The 19449-nt window shown below is 61.3% G+C and carries 19 protein-coding genes; 3 read left to right on the top strand and 16 right to left on the bottom strand.

Annotation, left to right across the window (positions count from 1 at the left end):
• Positions 1 to 51 precede the first annotated feature (51 nt).
• From fusA to GTA51_RS00715, 4 genes are all read right to left on the bottom strand, one after another.
• The gene (gene fusA, locus GTA51_RS00730) at positions 52 to 2124 is read right to left on the bottom strand and encodes an elongation factor G (RefSeq protein WP_160957856.1); all 2073 of its coding nucleotides are present in this window, start codon (positions 2122 to 2124) and stop codon (positions 52 to 54) included.
• A gap of 19 nt (positions 2125 to 2143) precedes the next feature.
• The gene (rpsG, locus tag GTA51_RS00725) at positions 2144 to 2614 is read right to left on the bottom strand and encodes a 30S ribosomal protein S7 (protein ID WP_160957854.1); all 471 of its coding nucleotides are present in this window, start codon (positions 2612 to 2614) and stop codon (positions 2144 to 2146) included.
• 21 nt (positions 2615 to 2635) lie between these two features.
• Entirely contained in the window at positions 2636 to 3007 is a 372-nt protein-coding gene (rpsL, locus tag GTA51_RS00720; RefSeq protein WP_006918780.1) for a 30S ribosomal protein S12, read from the bottom strand.
• A 170-nt stretch (positions 3008 to 3177) separates the two neighbouring features.
• On the bottom strand, positions 3178 to 3795 hold the full coding sequence (locus tag GTA51_RS00715; RefSeq protein ID WP_160957853.1) for a hypothetical protein: 618 nt from the start codon (positions 3793 to 3795) through the stop codon (positions 3178 to 3180).
• Between the two features lie 311 nt (positions 3796 to 4106).
• On the opposite strand from GTA51_RS00715, the gene GTA51_RS00710 reads away from it, so the two are divergent.
• The gene (locus GTA51_RS00710) at positions 4107 to 4391 is read left to right on the top strand and encodes a sll1863 family stress response protein (RefSeq protein WP_160957851.1); all 285 of its coding nucleotides are present in this window, start codon (positions 4107 to 4109) and stop codon (positions 4389 to 4391) included.
• A gap of 410 nt (positions 4392 to 4801) precedes the next feature.
• On the opposite strand, the gene GTA51_RS00705 is transcribed toward GTA51_RS00710, so the two are convergent.
• The 7 genes from GTA51_RS00705 to ald form a co-directional block, all read right to left on the bottom strand.
• The gene (locus tag GTA51_RS00705) at positions 4802 to 5929 is read right to left on the bottom strand and encodes a hypothetical protein (RefSeq protein WP_160957850.1); all 1128 of its coding nucleotides are present in this window, start codon (positions 5927 to 5929) and stop codon (positions 4802 to 4804) included.
• Positions 5930 to 6324: 395 nt separating this feature from the next.
• Positions 6325 to 7053 carry an ABC transporter ATP-binding protein gene (locus tag GTA51_RS00700; RefSeq protein WP_160957848.1) on the bottom strand — a complete coding sequence of 243 codons (729 nt, stop codon included), beginning with the start codon at positions 7051 to 7053 and terminating at the stop codon, positions 6325 to 6327.
• On the bottom strand, positions 7053 to 7820 hold the full coding sequence (locus tag GTA51_RS00695; protein WP_160957847.1) for an ATP-binding cassette domain-containing protein: 768 nt from the start codon (positions 7818 to 7820) through the stop codon (positions 7053 to 7055). Before GTA51_RS00695 ends, GTA51_RS00700 begins: the two co-directional genes overlap by 1 nt.
• A 3-nt stretch (positions 7821 to 7823) precedes the next feature.
• A complete protein-coding gene (locus tag GTA51_RS00690; protein ID WP_160957845.1) occupies positions 7824 to 8903 on the bottom strand; it encodes a branched-chain amino acid ABC transporter permease in 1080 nt (359 codons plus the stop codon).
• Positions 8904 to 8924: 21 nt separating this feature from the next.
• Positions 8925 to 9848 (bottom strand): branched-chain amino acid ABC transporter permease, encoded by a 924-nt coding sequence (locus tag GTA51_RS00685; protein ID WP_160957843.1) that lies wholly within the window; start codon positions 9846 to 9848, stop codon positions 8925 to 8927.
• Between the two features lie 88 nt (positions 9849 to 9936).
• Complete coding sequence (locus GTA51_RS00680) at positions 9937 to 11103, bottom strand: ABC transporter substrate-binding protein (RefSeq protein ID WP_160957842.1); 1167 nt, start codon at positions 11101 to 11103, stop codon at positions 9937 to 9939.
• Positions 11104 to 11282: 179 nt separating this feature from the next.
• Positions 11283 to 12389 (bottom strand): alanine dehydrogenase, encoded by a 1107-nt coding sequence (ald, locus tag GTA51_RS00675; protein ID WP_160957840.1) that lies wholly within the window; start codon positions 12387 to 12389, stop codon positions 11283 to 11285.
• A 231-nt stretch (positions 12390 to 12620) separates the two neighbouring features.
• On the opposite strand from ald, the gene purU reads away from it, so the two are divergent.
• A complete protein-coding gene (gene purU, locus GTA51_RS00670; RefSeq protein ID WP_160957839.1) occupies positions 12621 to 13478 on the top strand; it encodes a formyltetrahydrofolate deformylase in 858 nt (285 codons plus the stop codon).
• 310 nt (positions 13479 to 13788) lie between these two features.
• On the opposite strand, the gene feoB is transcribed toward purU, so the two are convergent.
• The 4 genes from feoB to GTA51_RS00650 form a co-directional block, all read right to left on the bottom strand.
• A complete protein-coding gene (gene feoB / locus GTA51_RS00665; protein ID WP_160957837.1) occupies positions 13789 to 15978 on the bottom strand; it encodes a ferrous iron transport protein B in 2190 nt (729 codons plus the stop codon).
• A 1-nt stretch (position 15979) separates the two neighbouring features.
• Positions 15980 to 16210 carry a FeoA family protein gene (locus tag GTA51_RS00660; protein WP_211922373.1) on the bottom strand — a complete coding sequence of 77 codons (231 nt, stop codon included), beginning with the start codon at positions 16208 to 16210 and terminating at the stop codon, positions 15980 to 15982.
• Positions 16211 to 16718: 508 nt separating this feature from the next.
• Positions 16719 to 16994, bottom strand: a complete 276-nt coding sequence (locus GTA51_RS00655) for a hypothetical protein (RefSeq protein WP_246197870.1) — start codon at positions 16992 to 16994, stop codon at positions 16719 to 16721.
• A 206-nt stretch (positions 16995 to 17200) separates the two neighbouring features.
• Complete coding sequence (locus GTA51_RS00650) at positions 17201 to 17635, bottom strand: nucleoside 2-deoxyribosyltransferase (RefSeq protein ID WP_160957834.1); 435 nt, start codon at positions 17633 to 17635, stop codon at positions 17201 to 17203.
• Positions 17636 to 17871: 236 nt separating this feature from the next.
• On the opposite strand from GTA51_RS00650, the gene greA reads away from it, so the two are divergent.
• Positions 17872 to 18366, top strand: coding sequence for a transcription elongation factor GreA (gene greA / locus GTA51_RS00645; RefSeq protein ID WP_160957832.1), 495 nt, complete (start codon positions 17872 to 17874; stop codon positions 18364 to 18366).
• 358 nt (positions 18367 to 18724) lie between these two features.
• Here greA and GTA51_RS00640 read toward each other — a convergent pair whose 3' ends face one another.
• On the bottom strand, positions 18725 to 19222 hold the full coding sequence (locus tag GTA51_RS00640) for a DUF1269 domain-containing protein (protein ID WP_160957831.1): 498 nt from the start codon (positions 19220 to 19222) through the stop codon (positions 18725 to 18727).
• Positions 19223 to 19449 lie beyond the last annotated feature (227 nt).

Here is a 19449-nt window from a genome sequence, read left to right as displayed (position 1 = left end):
CGCGCTTGCGGGTCTTCGTTGTGGCTTCCTCGCCCGAAACGCTCGCGGGCGTTATTTCTTCTTCATTATCTCTTCGGCCAGACTGGCCGGAACCTTTTCATAGTGGTCAAAGATCATGGTGAACGTGGCGCGGCCCTGGGATTTGGAACGCAAATCCGTGGCGTAGCCAAACATGGCGGACAGGGGCACGTGGGCCGTTATGACCTGCGCTGTTCCCCGCGACTCCATGCGTGCGATGCGGCCGCGACGGCCGTTCAAATCGCCCATGATGTCACCCATGTATTCGTCCGGTGTGACCACTTCGACCGCCATGATCGGCTCCAAAAGGACAGGCGAGGCCTTGCTGACGGCTTCCTTGAAACACTGGGAGCCGCAGATGAAAAACGCCTGTTCCGACGAGTCCACTTCGTGGAAGGAACCGAAGACCAGCTTGACCCGGATATCCACCAGGGGAAATCCGGCGATCACGCCGCCTTTGAGAGCATTCTGAATGCCCTTGTCGACAGCCGGGATGTATTCCTTGGGAATGATACCGCCGGAGATTGCGTTGACGAATTCGTACCCGCCGTCTTCTTTGGGCTCGATTTCGAGAACGACATGGCCGTACTGGCCGCGACCACCGGTCTGCTTGACGTAGCGCAGATCGTTTTTGATCGGCTTCGTGATGGTCTCACGATAGGCGACCTGGGGCTGGCCGACGTTGGCATTGACGCCGAATTCGCGCATCAGCCGGTCGACGATGATTTCCAGATGGAGTTCACCCATGCCGGAGATAAGCGTCTGGCCGGATTCCTCGTCGGTTTTGACGCGGAAAGACGGATCTTCCTTGGTCAGCTTGCCCAGCGCCTGGGACAGGGCATCACGGTCGGCCTTGGTTTTGGGCTCAATGGCGACTTCGATGACCGGCTCGGGGATATCCAAGGACTCCAGCGCAATGGGGCGGCTTTCCGAGCACAAGGTGTCACCAGTGGAGGTGATCTTCATGCCCACAGCGGCCACGATGTCGCCGGCTTCAGCGCTCTTTATATCTTCACGCTTGTTGGCGTGCATCTTGAGCAGACGACCCACCCGCTCTCTCTTGCCGGTATTGGCATTGAGAACGGTCATGCCGGACTCAATGGTACCGGAATACAGGCGCAAAAAGGTCAGGTGCCCGATAAACGGATCGCTCATCAGCTTAAAGGCCAGGGCAGCCAGGGGCTGCTTGGCATCGCACGGGCACTCGATGATCTTTTCCTTGTCGTCCGGATCGTGACCCGACATGGCCGGGATGTCGATGGGACAGGGCAGGAAATCGACCACGGCGTCAAGCAGGGGCTGCACGCCTTTGTTCTTAAAAGCAGAACCGCACAGCACCGGGCAGATGGACAGGGCGATGGTAGCCTTGCGGATACCGGCTCTGATCTCGGCAGGGGTCAGTTCTTCCCCGGCGAGATATTTTTCCATCAGGACTTCGTCTTCTTCGGCAATGGCCTCAAGCATCTGCAGGCGCCACTCTTCGTAGAGCTCCAGCATGTTCTCGGGGATATCGCCGGTGACGTATTCCTTGCCCTGGGTGGCATCGTCAAAGATCAGGGCCTTGCCCTCGATCATATCGACCACGCCCAGGAAGTTGTCTTCGGAACCGATGGGGAGCTGCAACGGCACGGGCTTGGCGCCCAGGCGATCGCGGATCATGTCCACACAGCGGAAGAAATCAGCGCCGGTGCGGTCCATCTTGTTGACGAAGCTCATGCGGGGAACGCGATACCGCTCGGCCTGCCGCCAGACCGTTTCTGTCTGCGGCTCCACGCCGGCAACGGCGTCAAAGACGGCAACAGCGCCGTCGAGCACGCGCAGGGAACGCTCGACCTCGATGGTAAAATCCACGTGGCCGGGCGTGTCGATGATGTTGATGCGGTGATCGCGCCAGTAGCAGGTGGTGGCAGCGGAGGTAATCGTGATTCCGCGCTCCTGTTCCTGAACCATCCAGTCCATGGTGGCCTGGCCGTCATGCACTTCGCCAATTTTGTGCGACACCCCGGTGTAAAAAAGAATACGTTCCGTGGTGGTCGTCTTTCCGGCGTCAATATGGGCCATGATGCCGATATTGCGCTGCCGCTCTATGGGTACGGTCCGAGACACGACGATATCCTTTAGGCGACTACCACCGGTAATGGGCGAACGCTTTGTTAGCGTCGGCCATGCGGTGCGTATCCTCTTTCTTTTTCACGGCGCCGCCGCGATTATTATAGGCGTCCAGAAGCTCGCCCGACAATTTGTCTGCCATGCCCTTTTCGCCGCGGGCCCGGGCCTGATTGATCAGCCAACGCAGGGCCAGGGTAACCTGGCGTTCGGGGCGCACCTCCATGGGAACCTGGTAGGTGGCGCCGCCGACCCGGCGGGGCTTGACTTCCATGTGCGGCTTGACGTTGCCGATGGCTTTTTCAAAAGCCTTCAGCGGATCTTCGCCGGACTTCTCGGCCAGCACGTCCACGGCCAGGTAAAACAGGTTTTCGGCCACGCCTTTCTTCCCATCGTGCATGAGCCGATTGATGAACTTGGTCATCAGATGGCTGCCGAACTTGGGATCAGGCAGCACAGACCTTTTGGAAACTGGACCTTTACGCGGCATACGCGTCTCCTTGCACCGAAATTACTTGGGCCGCTTGGCGCCGTACTTGGACCGGCTCTGGCGGCGATCAGACACACCTGACGTATCGAGCGTGCCACGGATGATATGGTACCGAACACCGGGAAGGTCTTTTACGCGGCCGCCCCGGATCATGACCACAGAGTGTTCCTGCAGGTTGTGGCCTTCGCCCGGAATGTAGGACGTGACCTCGATACCGTTGGTCAGGCGCACACGGGCGACCTTGCGCAAGGCCGAGTTGGGCTTTTTGGGCGTGGTCGTGTACACGCGGGTGCACACGCCCCGGCGCTGCGGGCAGGCCTGCAGGGCCGGCGTCTTGCGCCGCTTGGAAACTTTAGCCCGTTCCTTGCGGATGAGCTGGTTGATCGTGGGCATAGCCGTCTCCGTTCGAAGAATCGTAGTGTATGGCAAAGACAGAGGCCTATAGACCCACTGGCCCGCCATGTCAAGCGGCAATGGGTTTGGCCTCGGAATAAAACAGGCCCTCCCACCCGGTGCGGGCGGGAGGGCCTTACCCTCTACCCTAATTCAAAACGCTTGTCAGCCTAGAATGTGATCCGAATGCCGCCATGACCACCCCAGGCGTCCAGGCCGTGGCTGTCAAAGCCGATGCGCTGGTAGCGGCCCACCAGTTCAAACGCCACGTTCTGGGTCAGGTTGACGCTGAAGCCGACATCCACGGGCAGGGTCGGATTGGCGTAGTTGCCGCGTCCGCCGTTCTCCCAGTAAGGGATGCGGTCGGCCGAGAACAGGCCACCGATACCGGTGCCGACGAAAAAGGCCGCCTTGTCGGTGTGGATCGGATAGTAGCGGATGAGCGCGTTGGCACCAAACGCCCAGGGATTGGACGAATAGCCGTCATGGCTGGCCACGGTGTAGATGGCGTTGGTCACCGGTCCAGTCCGGTCGATCTTGCGCACATCAAACGAATAGGCCAAGGCTTCCACGCCAATGGACAGGCCGTCCATGATGAAATAGCCACCGTTGGCACCAAAGGTCATGATCGAATTGACGGCCTTCTGGCCTGTTCCGTAGATGCCGAATTCAGGGGCCACATAAAAGGTGCCAGCCTCGCCTATGGCGTGAGACGTGGCCGGTAAAGCCGCGAAAGCGATGCACAAGGCCATCAACAGCCCGGCAATCTTATGAAAACGCACGTTCATAGTCTTCCTCCTCAACAAAGAATGTTGTCCAAACCATTCCGTTGGCGCAAACTCTCGTGCAACACCCGAGTTTCGAAACTCGCTAGGGTGCGACACTTCGTTTTCATCACAACATAAGAACGCCTTCGGCCCTTGACCAGTGGGGGGGCAACGGATTCTCCCCAAGTCGCCAACCCCCATCGAGGCACTCCATGCAGCCTCATTAGCAAACCACCCCGGCAAGAGCAAGCGAATGCCCCCCCACCGGCAAGACTTGCCCTGGCGGCATCCCTGGGCTATGAGAATCGGGCAGCCAGCCAGAGGAGGCAACCATGGGCGACAAGGATCGTTTCGGCGTCAGCATGGAAGAGCAGCTCGCTGCCTACAAGGCCAAAATCGAGGATGCCCGCGTGCAGGCCAAGGACAAAGGCCCGGATTTTTTTGACCGCTGGTCCGGCGACCTGGAACAACTCCTCGAAACCTATGACAAAGCTCGGTACAAGGTCACCCTTTTGCGCAAAGGCAGCGGCGACGCCCTGGTCGAACTGCGCCAGGGCGTGGAACACGCCCTGGCTGAACTGAAAACCGCTTTTGCCAAAGCCAAAGGGAAATTCTAGGTTCCCCGATAGTTTTGCCCCGCCCTGCCCCGCCGCCGCAGCGGGCGCTGCCCCCCGCCGGAGCGCGCCACCGCACCCGCAGTCTTTTGACGCGGACAGGCTGTGCGTTCTGCTGTCCCTGCCCTTTTGGCAGGCCTGGGCCTGTCGGGCCTCGGGACCACGAAAATTATTTGTGGGGGCCGTCCCTCCCCAGGGCCACGCCCGCGCCTGCCGGCCTGCCCGGGGTCTTGGCCCTGTGGCCCGACTGCGCTCCAGTCCCGCCCGCGCCTGCGGGTCTGCCCATGCTCGGCCACAAAAACATATCGACCACCCAAGTCCCGCCCGCGCCTGCGGGTCTGCCCTCCTCAAATAACGAAAAGGCGGTCCAGGGACCGCCTTTCTGCCAACATCGCATGTCTCACCAAGTCGCGCTAGGCTTCCACAGAAACGCTGCTGCTTTGCCCGGACGACTCGCTTAAAGCTTGTTGGGCAGCATAGCGGCTGGTTCCGTACCGATTGGCCGCATACTGGTCAATGACCCCCGTCAACCCCTCTTGGCTGCCCTGGGTGGCCCCGTAGGACTGGCTGTCGGCGGTGGCGGAAAACGGGATTTCCTTGGTATTCTGGCTGACGATCTTGCCGTCGGCGTCGGTGACGGTGGTGGTCTGCGTGATGCCTTCGGACGTAAACAGCGAGGTGACGGTGGTGGTGGTGTCACTGTCCTCCGAGGACGAGGAGCTGCTGTCGGAACTGCCGGACGCGGCAGCAGACGACGCACTCGTGCTGCTGGCCGCAGCAGTGCCGGAAGCGGACGCAGTCGTGGACGTGCCGGTGACAGAGGATGTGCTGGAAATGAGATTGCCGTCGGCGTCAAAGGATTCCGAATCAGACAGCGTTTGCCCGTCCGGCGTGGTGCGGGTCAGGCTGCGGGTGACGGACCCGTCGGCGGCGGTCAGCTCAGTCCCGGTCTCCAAGACAGTACCGTCGGCGGCGGTCAGGGTGTTTGTCACCGAAAACCCACCATCGCTGGTGTTTTCGCCAGTAACGGTCCGGGTGCTGGTCTTGCCGTCCGGGCCGGTCATGGTGGCGACGGAGGTAAACGATCCGTCGGCGTTTTGCGTGGTCTTTTCCGTACCGACCACGTTGCCGTCAGCGTCGGTGACCGTGACGGAGCGCGACAGACTGCCGTCGGCATTTTCTGTCTCGGTCATTTCCCGGGTCAGGCCGTCGCTATCCGCGACCGTGTCTGACGCCGATGCGTCCCCGGTGGCAGCCAGGTTGGTCAGCGTCCCGGTCTGCATGTCGTAGCCCAGCGCGCCGTTGCCGGAGAGAAGCGCGGCCAGGATGTCGTTAAAACTGCCAACACTTGACCCGCTGCTGGTTGACCCGGAAGAAGTTGCCGATGCCGCAGTGCCCGACGTGTCGCTTGCCACCTCGGTGAGACCGAACAAGCTGGACGCGCTTGTCTGGCTCGTGGTGGATTGCGCCTGCATGTTGGCTAAGAGTTGGGTCAGCCAGCTCGTGCTGCTGCTATCTTGCCCTATGGATTGGACGCTCATGCCCAGACCTCCTGGGGGCGGAAAATTTTGCCGGGCGAATCGCTCCCCTGCCCTTTTCTCGCAAGAGCCATGCCGGGTCCGGGGGGTTGCGCCGCGCGCAACCAGGAAATTTTCGCCGACGAAATGGGGCGGTCCAAGGTTACATGCAAGGGCCGGGCCTTGCCCGTGTACTCGGCCTGCAACAGCTCACGGACCAAGCCGGAATAACAGCTAGGCCACCTGCCGGTGGTGTGACGACAGACGGCCTGCAACCCCAGGAAGATCAAGCCTGAATCACGTCTCGGCCACGCCCTGGAAACACCAAACCGCCGGCCGGGAAGACTCCCGGCCGGCGGTTTGGTGTTTCCATACCTCGGGGCTTTCAAAACCCGAGGATTTTCATAATCCAGGGCGCGTCAGCCGCCCAGATAGGCCTTTTTCACTTCGGGATCGTGCTTGAGTTCCTCAGCCGTGCCCGAGGTTTTGATCTCCCCGGTGTCCAGGACATAGCCCCGGTGGGCGAAATTGAGCGCGATCTTGGCGTTTTGCTCAATAAGCAAAATCGTCAGGCCCAGCTCATTGAGCTTTTTGAGCGTGCGAAACATTTCATACATCAGAAGCGGGGCCAACCCCATGCTCGGTTCATCCAGCAGGATGAAATCGCACCCGGTCATAATCGCCCGGCCCACGGCCAGCATCTGCTGCTCGCCGCCCGAGAGCGATTCGCTGCGCTGCTTGCGCCGCTCGGACAGGCGCGGAAACAACGACAGCACCCGGTCCAGATCGCGGGAGATGACCTCCTGCCCGTCTTTGCGGGCGTAGGTGGCCAGCACCAGATTTTCCATGACGGTCAGGTTGCCGAAAATCCGCCGGCCCTCGGGGGAGAGATCCATGTGGAGCTTGCGCACCACATCGTGGGGCTCCATGCCGAGGATGGATTTGCCTTCATAGATGATGTCGCCTTCCACCACTTTGGGGGCTTCGGGCGGCGGCAGACGCATGATGGATAACAGCGTGGTGGTCTTGCCTGCGCCGTTGGACCCGATAAGGGCCACGATCTCCCCACGATTGACGTGAAAGGAGATGCCATGCAGCGCCTCGATGTTGCCGTATTTGACCCGGAGGTTTTTTACTTCGAGCAGCATCAGATTGTATCGTCTCCCAGGTAGGCTTTGATGACCTCGGGGCTGTTCTGGATGGCCGCAGGCCCTCCCTCGGCAATGGTGGCCCCGAAATCGATGACCTTGATCCACGAACACAGCGTCATGACCACGTCCATCTGGTGTTCGATCATCCAGACGGTGAGGCCAAAGTCCTTGTGGATGTCGCCGATGAGCTTGATAAGCCCCTCCACGTCCGACGAATTCAGGCCAGCGGCCGGCTCGTCGAGCATGAGCAGCGCCGGCCGGATGGACAAGGCCCGGGCGATCTCCACCATCCGCTGCACACCGTAGGGCAGGTTCTTGGGATATTCATGGGCCACCTCGCGCAGTCCCAGGCGGGTCAGCACGTCCATGGCGTGGTCCTCGATGGCCCGCTCGCTTTGCATGTAGCGCGGCGTGCGCAAAAAGCAGTCCCACAGCCCATAGCCCAGGGCGTGGTGCTGGGCGATGCGGATGTTGTCCAGCACCGTCATTTCGAACCACAGCCGGATGTTTTGGAAGGTGCGCGCAATGCCGCGCCCGGTCACCTGATGCGGTTTCAAGCCCTTGATGGACTCCCCTTTAAAAAGGATGTCGCCGCGGGTGGGTTTGTAAAAGCCGCTGATGAGGTTGAATACCGTGGTCTTGCCCGCGCCGTTGGGACCGATCAGGGCCACCATCTGGCCCGGCTCCAGGGACACGGAGAACTCCGACACGGCGCACAGCCCGCCGAAGTACTGGGTCATTTCCTTTACGTCCAAAAGCGCCACGGCCTACCCCTTGAACTTGTAGAATTTACGAAGCCCCGGGAACACGTCGGCCAGTTCGCGGCGTCCCATGATACCTTCGGGGCGAAACTGCATCAAAAGGACCAGCAGCAGCGGAATAAGCACCCACTTCCAGACTTGCGTCACCTCGTAGGAATCGGGGATGACGGAAATGTAGTGCAAAAAGGTGTTGATAAAGCCGAACGCGTCGCGCAGGTATTCAATGAGCAGCGTCATGAGGATGGCCGCCAGCACCGAGCCGGACAGCGAACCCATGCCGCCAAGATAGACCATGACCATGATCTCGGTGGATTTTAAGATGGTGAAGGTGCCCGGATTGACGTAGCCGAGAATGTGGGCAAACAGCCCCCCGGCCAGACCGGCCAACCCGCACGACACCATAAAGGCCACCAGTTTGACCCGGTCGGTATTCACGCTCATGATTTCGGCCGCAATCTCGTCCTGGCAGATGGCGTCCACGCCCTTGCCAAAGGTCGAATAGATGAAGCGGCGGATGACGCACACGGAAAAGACCGTGCCCAGAAACACCCAAATCAAAATCCAGGGCAGCTTGGCCGTGTCGTTCATGGCGTTCATGACCCCGGTCATGCCCATAAAGCCTCTGGCCCCGCCAATCACACCGATGTTTTCGATGGTGGATTTGACGATATAGCTGGCGGCAATGGTGATGATGGCCAGATAGTCGCCCCGGGTTTTAAAGGACGGGATGGCGACCAGCAGGCCCACCACCGAGGCGGCCAGGGAGCCGGCCAAAAGGACCAGCGGGAAAAGCCATACGGCCAGATCCGGCGAGAGGAGCGGGTCGCCGAACACCGCGCTTTTGGCGAACAGCGCCACAGAAAGCAGCGAGGACACATAGGCCCCGACGGCCATGAAGCCGGCGTGGCCGCAGGAGAACTCGCCCATGTTGCCGTTGATGATATTGAGGCTCGTGGCCAGGATGACGTTAACACCCATGAACATGATGACGGACTGCCAGTAGGCGTTTAAGACACCCGTCATGGTGGCCCATAAAAGCACCGCGAAAATGGCGGCCAGCAGGGCGGGAACAGTCAGGCGCTTCATGCGATATCCCCCTGTCTGGCCTTAAATTTTTGTCCGCCGGGCCACGCCGAAAAGGCCTGTGGGGCGGATGGACAGGATGAGCAGCAAAATGGAGAAGGCGATCAGATCGCGGAAGGTGGACGGGAAAAAGGCCACCACCATAATCTCCACAAATCCCAGTAAAAAACCACCGGCAAAGGCCCCGGGAATGGAGCCGATGCCACCGACCACGGCCGCGATAAAGGCCTTCCAGCCGATCAGTGCGCCCATGTAGGGATCAATGACCGGATAGGTCATGGCGAAAAAAAGCCCGGCCAGTCCGGCGAAACCCGAACCCAGGACAAAGGTGAAAACAATGATCGTGTCCGCCGGGATGCCCATGAGCGGCACGGCGAAGCGGTCGTAGGAAATGGCCCGCATGGCCATGCCGATCTTGGTCCGGGTGACGATGAAATGGAGCAGCAGGAAGGACAGAAAGGCCACACCAATGACCATGAGCTTGATGTTGGTCACGGTGATGCCGAAAAAGGTATAGACCTGGACCGGGATCAGGGTGGGAAAACTTTTGCGGCTGGCACCGAGCAGGGCCAGATTGCCGTTTTCGAGGATCAAACCGCACATGAGCGCCGTAATGACGACGTAGAGGCGGTTGACGCCCTTGCGGCGAAGCGGGCGGTAGGCAATGCGCTCAAGGGTCACGCCGACCACGGCGGTGAGGATCATGGTCAGCGGCACGGCCAGGGTCAGCACCAGCCAGCCCGGCAGGCCGGCCATGGCACCGTACTTGCCTAAAAGCACCATGCTGACGAAAAAGGCGATATAGGCCCCGACCATGAAGATGTCGCCGTGGGCGAAGTTGATCAGTAACAAAACGCCGTAGACCAGGCAGTAGCCAAGAGCGATAAGGGAGTAAAAGCTCCCCCATTGCAGGGCGTTTAAGATGTTTTGCAAGAAACTCTGCAGCAACGCGGACCCCCTTTGAGCGCAACGTTGGGGGCGTGCGGCCCGGGGAGTATCCCCGGACCGCACGCTTCTCAGGATCAGGCCCGATGGCTTACGGGCACACGGACTTGTAGAAACCGAACTTGCCGGCGTCGTCGATTTTAACGATCACGGCGCACTTGATGGGATCGTGGGGGCCGGAAGCCGGATAGGACATGTCGCCGGTGATGCCTTCAAACTTCTTGATGCCGGCCATGGCCTTCATGAGGGCCTCGCGGTCTTTGGCCATGTCGCCGGAGAGCGCGCCCATGGACTGGACAGCGGCGAGCATCAGGTTGGCGCTGTCCCAGGTCAGGGCGGCCACGTCGTCGGGGGTCTTTTTGTACTGGGCGGTGTAGGCGTCGATGAAATCCTTGGTCGCGCCCTTGGCACCGGCGGCGGCGTAGTGGGTGACGAAGAAATTGCCCTTGCAGTCGTCGCCGCAAAGGCCCATCAGATCGCCGGAACCCCAGGAGTCGCTGCCCAGCACGGGCTTGTTAAAGCCCATGGACTTGGCCTGCTTCACGATCAGCGGCACTTCATTATAATACTGGGGCACAAACAAAACATCGGCACCGGACTTGGCGATGTTGGTCAGCTGGGCCGAGAAGTCCACGTCTTTGGTGGTAAAGGTCTCAAAGGCCACCACGGAACCGGGGCCGTTGATCTTTTCAAAGCCGGCCTTGAAGTCTTCGGCCAGTCCCTTGGGATAATCGGAAGCGATGTCGTACAGGACGGCGGCCTTTTTGGCCTTGAATTCCTCGGAGGCGAACTTGGCGGCCGTGGGGCCCTGGAAGGTGTCGAGGAAGCAGCCGCGGAACACGAAGGGGCGTTCCTTGGTGGTGTTGGGGTTGGTGGACCAGGGGGCCATCATGGGGGTCTTTAACTCATTGGCGGCTTCGCCAGCGGGCACGGCCTGCTTGCTGGACTGGGGACCGACCATGCCCAGGACGTTATCCTGGGTGATGAGCTTGCGCGCGGCAGACAGGGCGGATTCCGCCTTGGACTCGTTGTCCTCGTAGATGAATTCGACTTTGTAGCTCTTGTCGCCGACTTTGAGTCCGCCGGCATCGTTGATCTTTTTCTTGAGCATCTCGGCGGCATTCTTCGAGGACTCGCCCACATCCGGGATGTCGCCGGTCAGCGGGATGTTAAAGCCCAGTTTGATGGTGTCGGCCGCCAGAGCCGGCGTTGCCAGCCCAAGAACGCAAAAAAGGGCAATGAGCCAAGACCTTTTCATGCACGCCTCCTGTTTGTAGTCAATTTCAGGTACTTACCGTGTGGTTCCAAGTGCTTTGCCAATACATGAACTTGGCCTCGAAGGGAATCCCCCGCGCGAGGTTAGGCAACATTTTTGTGAAATAGCCCAACCCGCCCCAGGGGCCGGCCCCTGGACCGACCCCCAAAACCATTGGCTATTTACGCCAAAACAGCCGAGCACGGCGTCAGATCGAGGCCGAACGCCTCGGCCACGCCGGCATAGGTCAACTTGCCGTCGATGGTATTAAGCCCCGCCGCCAGGGAGGCGTCTTCGCGCAACGCACCCAACCCTTTGGCCGCAAGCTTAAGGGCATAGGGCAGGGTCTGGTTGCACAGGGCATAGGTGGAGGTGCGCGGCACAGCCCCCGGCATGTTGGCCACGCCGTAATGCACCACGCCGTCGATGACGTAGGTCGGGTCGGCATGAGTGGTGGCCTTGATCGTCTCCACGCAGCCGCCCTGGTCCACGGCCACGTCCACGATGACCGAGCCTTCCTTCATGGTGGGCAGCATGTCCCGGGTGACCAGATGCGGGGCCTTGGCACCGGGGATGAGCACTGCGCCGATGACCAGATCGGCATAGGTGACGGCCTTGCGGATATTGGCCTCGTTGCTGGCCGAGGTGACGATGCGGCCCTGGTAGATGTCGTCGAGATACTGGAGCCGGGCATGGTTGACGTCCAGGACCGTCACCTGGGCACCCATGCCCACGGCGATCTTGGCCGCGTTGGAACCGACCACGCCGGCCCCGACAACCACCACCGAGGCCTGGGGCACGCCGGGCACGCCGCCGAGCAGCACGCCGCGTCCGCCCTGGGATTTTTCCAGGGCATGGGCCCCCACCTGCGGGGCCATGCGGCCGGCCACTTCGCTCATGGGAATCAAAAGCGGCAGCGCGCCATCGGGCATCTGCACCGTTTCATAGGCCACGCCCGTGACCCCGGAGGCCAGCAAGGCATCCGTCAGCGCCCGGTCGGCGGCCAGATGGAGATAGGTGAAAAGCAGCAGGCCTTTACGCAGATACTGGTACTCGCAGGCAATGGGCTCTTTGACCTTGATGACCATGTCCGCGCCCCAGGCCTCGGCGGCCCCAACAATTTTGGCCCCGGCCGCTGCGTACTGGGCATCGGGCAGGCCCGAACCCTGGCCGGCTGCGGCCTCCACCAGCACGGTATGGCCCCGGCGGACCAGCGTTTCCACGGCTCCGGGAGTCATGGACACTCGATTTTCCAGCGTTTTGATTTCTTTTGGAATTCCGATGATCATGGCGGTGCCTCACGGTATGGGGTTTTGCTCGTTTTACTGCTCGCTTCGGCCCGAACGCGCTTGCAACACGGGCGCGCTCGGTCAGGCGGCCAATCCATAAAATAATTTGCGGATTTTGACAATATTGTCCGAATAATATTTGGCAACACCCGACTGGCGTCCGCAACCGTTCTGCGGTAAGGGCTTTTTCCCGGTTTTCTCCGGACAAACGCTGCAAAAGGACCAAATTCCATGGCTGCAACCGCCCGCCTGCGCATCACCTGCCCGGACCGCCCCGGCATTGTTTCCGCTGTCACCACCTTTCTCTACACCCACGGGGCCAACATCATTGACCTCGACCAGCACTCCACCGACCCCGAGGGCGGCACGTTTTTCCTGCGCCTGGAATTTTATACGCCCTATATGGATGTGTCCCGCAGCGCCCTGGAAGCCGCCTTTGGCGAGGTGGTGGGCAACCGCTTCGCCATGGACTGGCGGCTGTCCTATTCCGACGAGCCCAAGCGCACGGCCATTCTGGTCTCGCGCCACGACCACTGCCTGATGGAACTGCTGTGGCGCTACACCCGCCAGGAGCTGCCCTGTGAACTGACCATGGTCCTTGGCAACCACGAAGAGCCGCGCGAGGCCGTGGAGCGTTTCGGCGTGCCGTATCACTGCGTGCCGGTGGGCGACGGCGGCATGGCCGAGGCCGAAGCCCGCATGACCGAACTGCTCGGCCCGGATGTCGATTTGCTGATCCTCGCCCGCTATATGCGGGTGGTTTCAGCAGAGTTCCTTGCGCCCTACGACACCCGCGTCATCAATATCCACCACTCCTTTCTGCCGGCCTTTGTCGGGGCCGATCCCTACCGCCAGGCCCATGAAAAGGGCGTCAAGCTGATTGGAGCCACGGCCCACTACGTCACGGCCGAACTCGATGCCGGTCCCATCATCGAACAGGACACGGCGCGGGTGACCCACCGCCACAGCGTGGCCGATCTCAAAGCCATGGGCAGCGAACTGGAACGCACCGTCCTGGCCCGGGCCGTGACCTGGCACCTCCAGGACCGGGTCATCGTATTTGGCAATAAAACGGTTGTTTTTCGCTAGGATAGAGAGAAGAGAAGGCAGAAGAGGCCTCCGGCGGCCGGGGGGGATAATCCCCCCCGGACCCCCTTGATGGGAAAAGTTTTCAGTGGGTTAACGTCGGTGGCTGGCAATTCTATCGGCTCACGACTGGGACAGCCGACAGAAGCGCTTGGCCGGGAACCGCCGTTGCACCGGCAGCCGGGAACAGGACGGCAACACCCGGCACTTTCCAGAGATTCTTGGCCGCTGCCGCAGCGGTCGCACCAAAATCAAAGCGCCCGGGGACGGCAATCCCCGGGCGCTTTGGCGTGGCGCATACAGATATTTGGCGTCAGGCAAACAGCCCGGCGATCTGGTAGATGGCCACGGCCACCACAAAGGCGAAGGTCATGGAGCCAAAGACCGAGAAGGTGGCCCATTTCCAGTTGGTTTCTTTGGCAATGGCCACCACCGTGACCATGCAGGGCGTGTAGAGCAGCATGAAGGCGAAGACGCTTAAGATGGCCGGCAGGCTCCAGGCCGGGTCGGCGGCCAGACGCTGGCTGAGCGACTCCGGGTCTTCCGGGTCCACCTCGCCCATGGAATAGGCCGTGGCCATGGTGGAGACAAAGACTTCCTTGGCGGCAAACGCGCCAAGCAGCGCCACGTTGGCCTGCCAGGGAAAGCCGGCCAGATCGGTGACCGGTCGCACGAACTGGCTGATGCGGCCGCCGACGGAATGGAGCAGGGCCGCTTCGTTCTGGTCGTCGTCAACACCCTTGGCGGCTTCCTTGGTCAGCTCGGCCAGTTCCGCTTCGCTGGCAGCGGGGTTGTCGGCCGCGACCTTCGCCGTCACCTCCTGGCGCTGGGCTTCAAACCCGGCCACGGTGTCTTCGGGCAACTTGGGATAGGTCATAACGGCCCACATGAGGATGGACACGGCCAGGATCACGGTGCCGGCCTTTTTCACATACTGCCAGACCCGCTCCAGGGTGTGGTCGACCACGCCGCGAAACGTGGGCAGGCGGTACGGCGGAATTTCCATGACAAAGGGGGTGGACTCGCCCTTGACCACCGTCCAGCGCAACAGCCGGGACACGATAAGGACAAATCCCCAAGCGGAAAGGACCACGAAAAACATGGCCTGGGTGGGATTTTCCGGGAAAAAAGCGGCCACCAGCATGAGATAGGCCGTGGTCTTGGCCCCGCAAACCATAAACGGTGCGGTGAGAATGGTGGCCAGGCGCTCCTTGGGACTGCGCAGGGTGCGCGCGCTCATGACGCCGGGTACGGCACAGCCGCCGGGGATGCCGCCGGACATGATCAGCGGCATGACCGACATGCCGTGCAGGCCAAAGATGCGCAGCACCCGGTCCATCATATAGGCCACCCGGGCCATGTAGCCGAGGTCTTCCAGAAAAACGAGCATGGCGAACATGATGCAGATCAGCGGAGTAAACCCCATGACCGCCCCCACGCCGCCGATAATGCCCGAGACGACCAGGGATTGCAGATTGCCTTCGGGAATGGTGGCCGTGCCGAGTTCCGCCAGCCAGGCAAAGCCGGCTTCGACCCAGCCCTGCGGGTAGGCCCCCAAAGAGAAGGTCACCTGAAACATGAGCCACAGCACGGACAGCATGATGACCGGGCCAAGAATTTTGTGGGTGACGATGCGGTCGAGGGAATCGGAAAAGGTGCGGCGCAGTTCATCACCACCGGTAACGATCCCCTGGCGCAGCACGCCTTGAATAAAACCGTAGCGCCAGTCGGCAATGACGGCGTCGGGGGTTGCGGCGCTGTGCTGGCGGGTATGTGCTTCGGCTTCCCGGCAAATGGCCTCCAGCCGGTCGGCAACAGTGGCAGCGGCAGCCCGGCCCTCGGTCATGACCTGCTCGTCGCTTTCCAGATATTTAATCGCCACCCAGCGGGGATCGCGGCGGTCCGTCAAAAATCCGGCCTCCTCGATGACTTCGGTCATGCGCGCGATGACCGGATCGAGTTCCGGGCCGTAGGACAGGCGGATGGGCTTCCAGACGCCACCGGTCTGTTTGTAGGTTTCGACCACGGCGGCCATGAGCGCCTCCCGGCCCTGGCCCACCCGGGCAACGCAGGGGACGACCGGCACGCCAAGCAGCTTGCCAAGCTTGGCCACGTCAAGGGTCACCCCGTTTCGCCGCACTTCGTCCATCATATTGAGGCCCAAAACCATGGGCGCGCCGATCTCCATGAACTGCACGGCCAGATACAGGCTGCGCTCCAGGGCGGTGGCGTCGATCATGTTGATGACCACGTCGGGATGCTCGTCCAAAATGACGTTTCGGGCCACCAGCTCTTCCATGGAATAGGAGGTCAGGGAATAGGTGCCGGGCAGATCCACCAGCCGGATGTCGGTGCCGCCGGCGTGATAGCTGCCTTCCAGGCGATCCACGGTGATGCCGGGATAGTTGCCCACCCGGGCCGAGCCGCCGGTTATGGCGTTAAACATCGTGGACTTGCCGCAGTTGGGCTGGCCGGAAACGGCCACGCGGATGGGTGACGCCATCTTAAAGGGCCTCCACCGTGATATAATCGGCTTCGCTGTTGCGCAGCGACAAGGTAAAACCCCGCATACGCAGGGCCACCGGATCGGCCAGCGGGGCCCGGCCGACGAGCATAATCCGGGTTCCGGGCACAAGGCCCATATCGCGGATGCGCCGCCCCATCTCGCCGCTGGCCGTGACCGCCTTGATGCACCCTTCCTGATTGACTCCCATCCTGCGTAAAGACATCGTCATACACATTCTCCTTTGCAAGGCCCCGCCGCTTGTTACGACCCGGCGGCCCGATAGCGTGAACCCCTGCCCGCCGGACCACGCTCCTGGCCGGCGTCCTGGCCGGCGTGGGCCGTTGCGTCCAAAGCAGTGCGCCCCACGTCGCACCCGTCGCCCCGTGGGCCTTGTCGCGCGTGCCGGGACTGTGTAATTGATTTTCAATATCAATGTCAACCGAGATTGAACACCTTTCCGCCCAAATGTGGCGGGGTGCCAACGCCCCAGGCTGGGGAAGGCCAGCACACCCCGTGCCGGACCGGGGCAGCGCGAAAAACAGTTGGCTCCGGCCTTGGGCCATAGGCACAAAAGTACCAGGATCGCCGGTCTCACGCGACAGAAAAAGACCGACCACCCAGGAGCAGCGGCCAAAAACAGGAGGTGCGACGCAGGGGGAAAAACAAAGCAGACGTGCCACGCCGTATTCGCGGCCTGCGTCGGTCAAGGCCAAGTGCGGCGGAGACGGGAAAACGGATCAGACGAGAGGGCAGTACGCTCCGGTGGCCATGTGCTCGGCCATGGAGGCCTCACCCGATTCCGGGTTGGCGGAAGATCGCGGCCCCTTGGTCTGGCGCAGGCGGTCGCGCAAGACACCGGCGTTGGACCGGGCGATGCCCTGGGCGTTCATCATATCTGTGAGATCATGCCGCCGGGAAAACCCCAGCCGGACATTGCCGCCGAAGTCGAGGGACACGCTGCAGCAGAGCTGCTCCACCAAGTAAGCAAGCGGATCGTGACACACTTCCATCATGACTGCCATCCACCCCTGGTTGCGGTTTGAAAGACAGAGGCAACAGTCGGATTCTGTTTTTTGGCTTTATGCCAAAGCTAGCATGGGCGCAAATGAAAAGAGTGTCATCTTTGACTGTCCGGGTGGCGTTCACAAAAAACATTTATGTTTTTTTAAAAAAAACCAATAAGTTCAGCATACTGATTCCAGACAAACCACAACAGCGATTACCGAACGCGACACGAGGTGGCCAGGGCGGCCAGCAAGGCCTCGACATCCCGGAAAATCCTAGCGCAGGAGCACTCGATCATGCAGTTGACCAGGGATTGGGCCGTGTCCCCGGCGCTGCGAAAATCCGTGCGCAGCCCCCACACTGGCAGCCCCCGGGCATAGGCATAGCCGGCTTCCCAGGCCGTGCCGTCGTCCACCGACGGGCCATCCAGCACCGCCACCACCAGATCGCAGCCGAGAAGCGCCGTCAGGCAGCCTTGAAAGATATGGCTCTTGGCCGCAGGCCCCAGGCCGGCCAGATCGTCGTTGACAAAAAGATCGCCCGGCCACAGGGGCGAAACCCCGGGCAAGGCTCCCGCGAGATCGCGCAGATGGGCCATGAAGCGCCGCTCGGCCAAGGTGAACAGCGGTCCGGCGAGATAGACGCGCATGGGTGGACTCCTCGGGGACTGGAATTGACGCGGGACAGCCGCGCCGGGTTCCCTATAGCCGAGGACAGGCCCGCCGGACAACTCCCACCTTGACCGCAAGCCCGGTATGGACTAATCAGGCAAATGACTGTGTCTGTATGACTTCCACGACCACTTGGCGGCCGCGTCCTTCCAGGACGGGGCCGCTGTCGTTGGTGCCCCGACACTCCAACATCCCGCGATTGCAAGGTATGACGATGGAAAGCATTCCTATCACTGTTGAAGGCTTCAGACGGCTCGAACGCGAGCTGGAACGGCTCAAAAAAGAGCGCCCGGGCGTTATCCTGGCCATCAAGGAAGCGCGCGAGGAAGGCGATCTGCGCGAAAACGCCGGCTACGAGGCCGCGCGCGAACGCCAGGGCATGCTTGAAGCCCGTATCAATTACATCGAATCCCGCATGGCGCGGTTTAACGTCATTGATCTCGCAACCCTTGGCGGTGACCAGGTCATCTTCGGGGCCACGGTGGAAATCGAAGACGTGGATACCGGCGACATCAAAAAGTACACCCTGCTCGGCCCTGACGAAGCCGTGCCGAGCAAGGGGTCCATCTCCTTGCTCTCCCCGGTGGGACTGGCCCTTTTGGGCAAAAGCGTGGGTGATGACATCGTGGTCGATGCCCCGCGCGGCAAGATCAACTACGAAATCGTCTCCATCGTCTTTAACGGCGTCGGCGTCGTCTACGACGACTGATTCCGCGCCCCGCACCAGAATAAGGCCCTGCCGCCACCCCGCCAGGGCCTTTCCCGACTTCCCGCCGCAGTTGCTGGAACATATCCCGGCATCCCTGCCGCTTGGCCGCCGTTTCGGCGACGGCCGGCCGCGCTGTGGGCCTGTGGACCGGTTGCAGCGCCCCCGCTGTCAACGCTTCCCCCCGGTCCGGCTTCCGGCCAACAGCCAGCCACGGCGTCATGCCTCCGTCGCCATCGGCCATCCGCTCCCATACGGTGCCGGCAGGCACGCTTGAACGCCACAGCGCCCCGCCATATCGGCGCATAAAAAGCCCCGCCGGTTTCCCGACGGGGCTTTTCCGCATTGCGGCAGGAATCGGTTAGGACGCAGCCTTGACCGCGTCCAGAGCGGCCTGCAACTTGGTCTCGTCGTCGTGGGACAGCGAGGTCTGGATCACCTTGCCGCCTGAGCCTTTGAGCTCGTCGAGCACCTTGTCCGCAGTCATCTTGCGGATGAGCACGAACAGCACCGAGGTGTCGGGCTGGAGCTGCTCGGCCACTTTCTTCATGAAATCGTCGTTGATGCCGACATCCGACAAGGCCCCGGCCGTTGCCCCGGCCCCGGCTCCGACCACGGCACCCAGGATGGGATTTAAAAACATCAAACCGATCAGCATGCCCCAGAAACCGCCGCCAACAGCCCCGGAGGCCGCCAGATGGTACATCTGGTTCAATTTGACCTTGCCGTCGGCCTTTTTCACGGCAACCACCGCGTCTTCCAGATCAACCAGATACTCTTTCTGCATTTTAAGCAATTTGAGCCGAACTTCTTCGGCCTTGAACATATCATCGTAGCCGACAACAATAAGATCGCTCATCGGGGATTCTCCTTGGATGGCAGTTTACGACAGACCGGGTAGCGGGTCGTTCGAGTCTTGCTTGTGACCCAATTCGACCGTTTAGGCAACCGTGAAACGGCGCAGGCGGCGGTGCCGTCAGCCTGTCTGCACAGTCGGCCTAAGCCATCGGCCTGCACTGTCGGCTTGCCACTGTCGGCCTGCGCCGACAGTATGCGCCGCCGGCCTTGACGCCAGCGTGGCAAACT

Source organism: Solidesulfovibrio aerotolerans (genome assembly GCF_009856865.1).
In the GTDB taxonomy this organism is placed as follows: domain Bacteria; phylum Desulfobacterota; class Desulfovibrionia; order Desulfovibrionales; family Desulfovibrionaceae; genus Solidesulfovibrio; species Solidesulfovibrio aerotolerans.
Note: the sequence above shows the minus strand (reverse complement) of the source record. Positions and strands in the feature narration are given on the sequence as shown.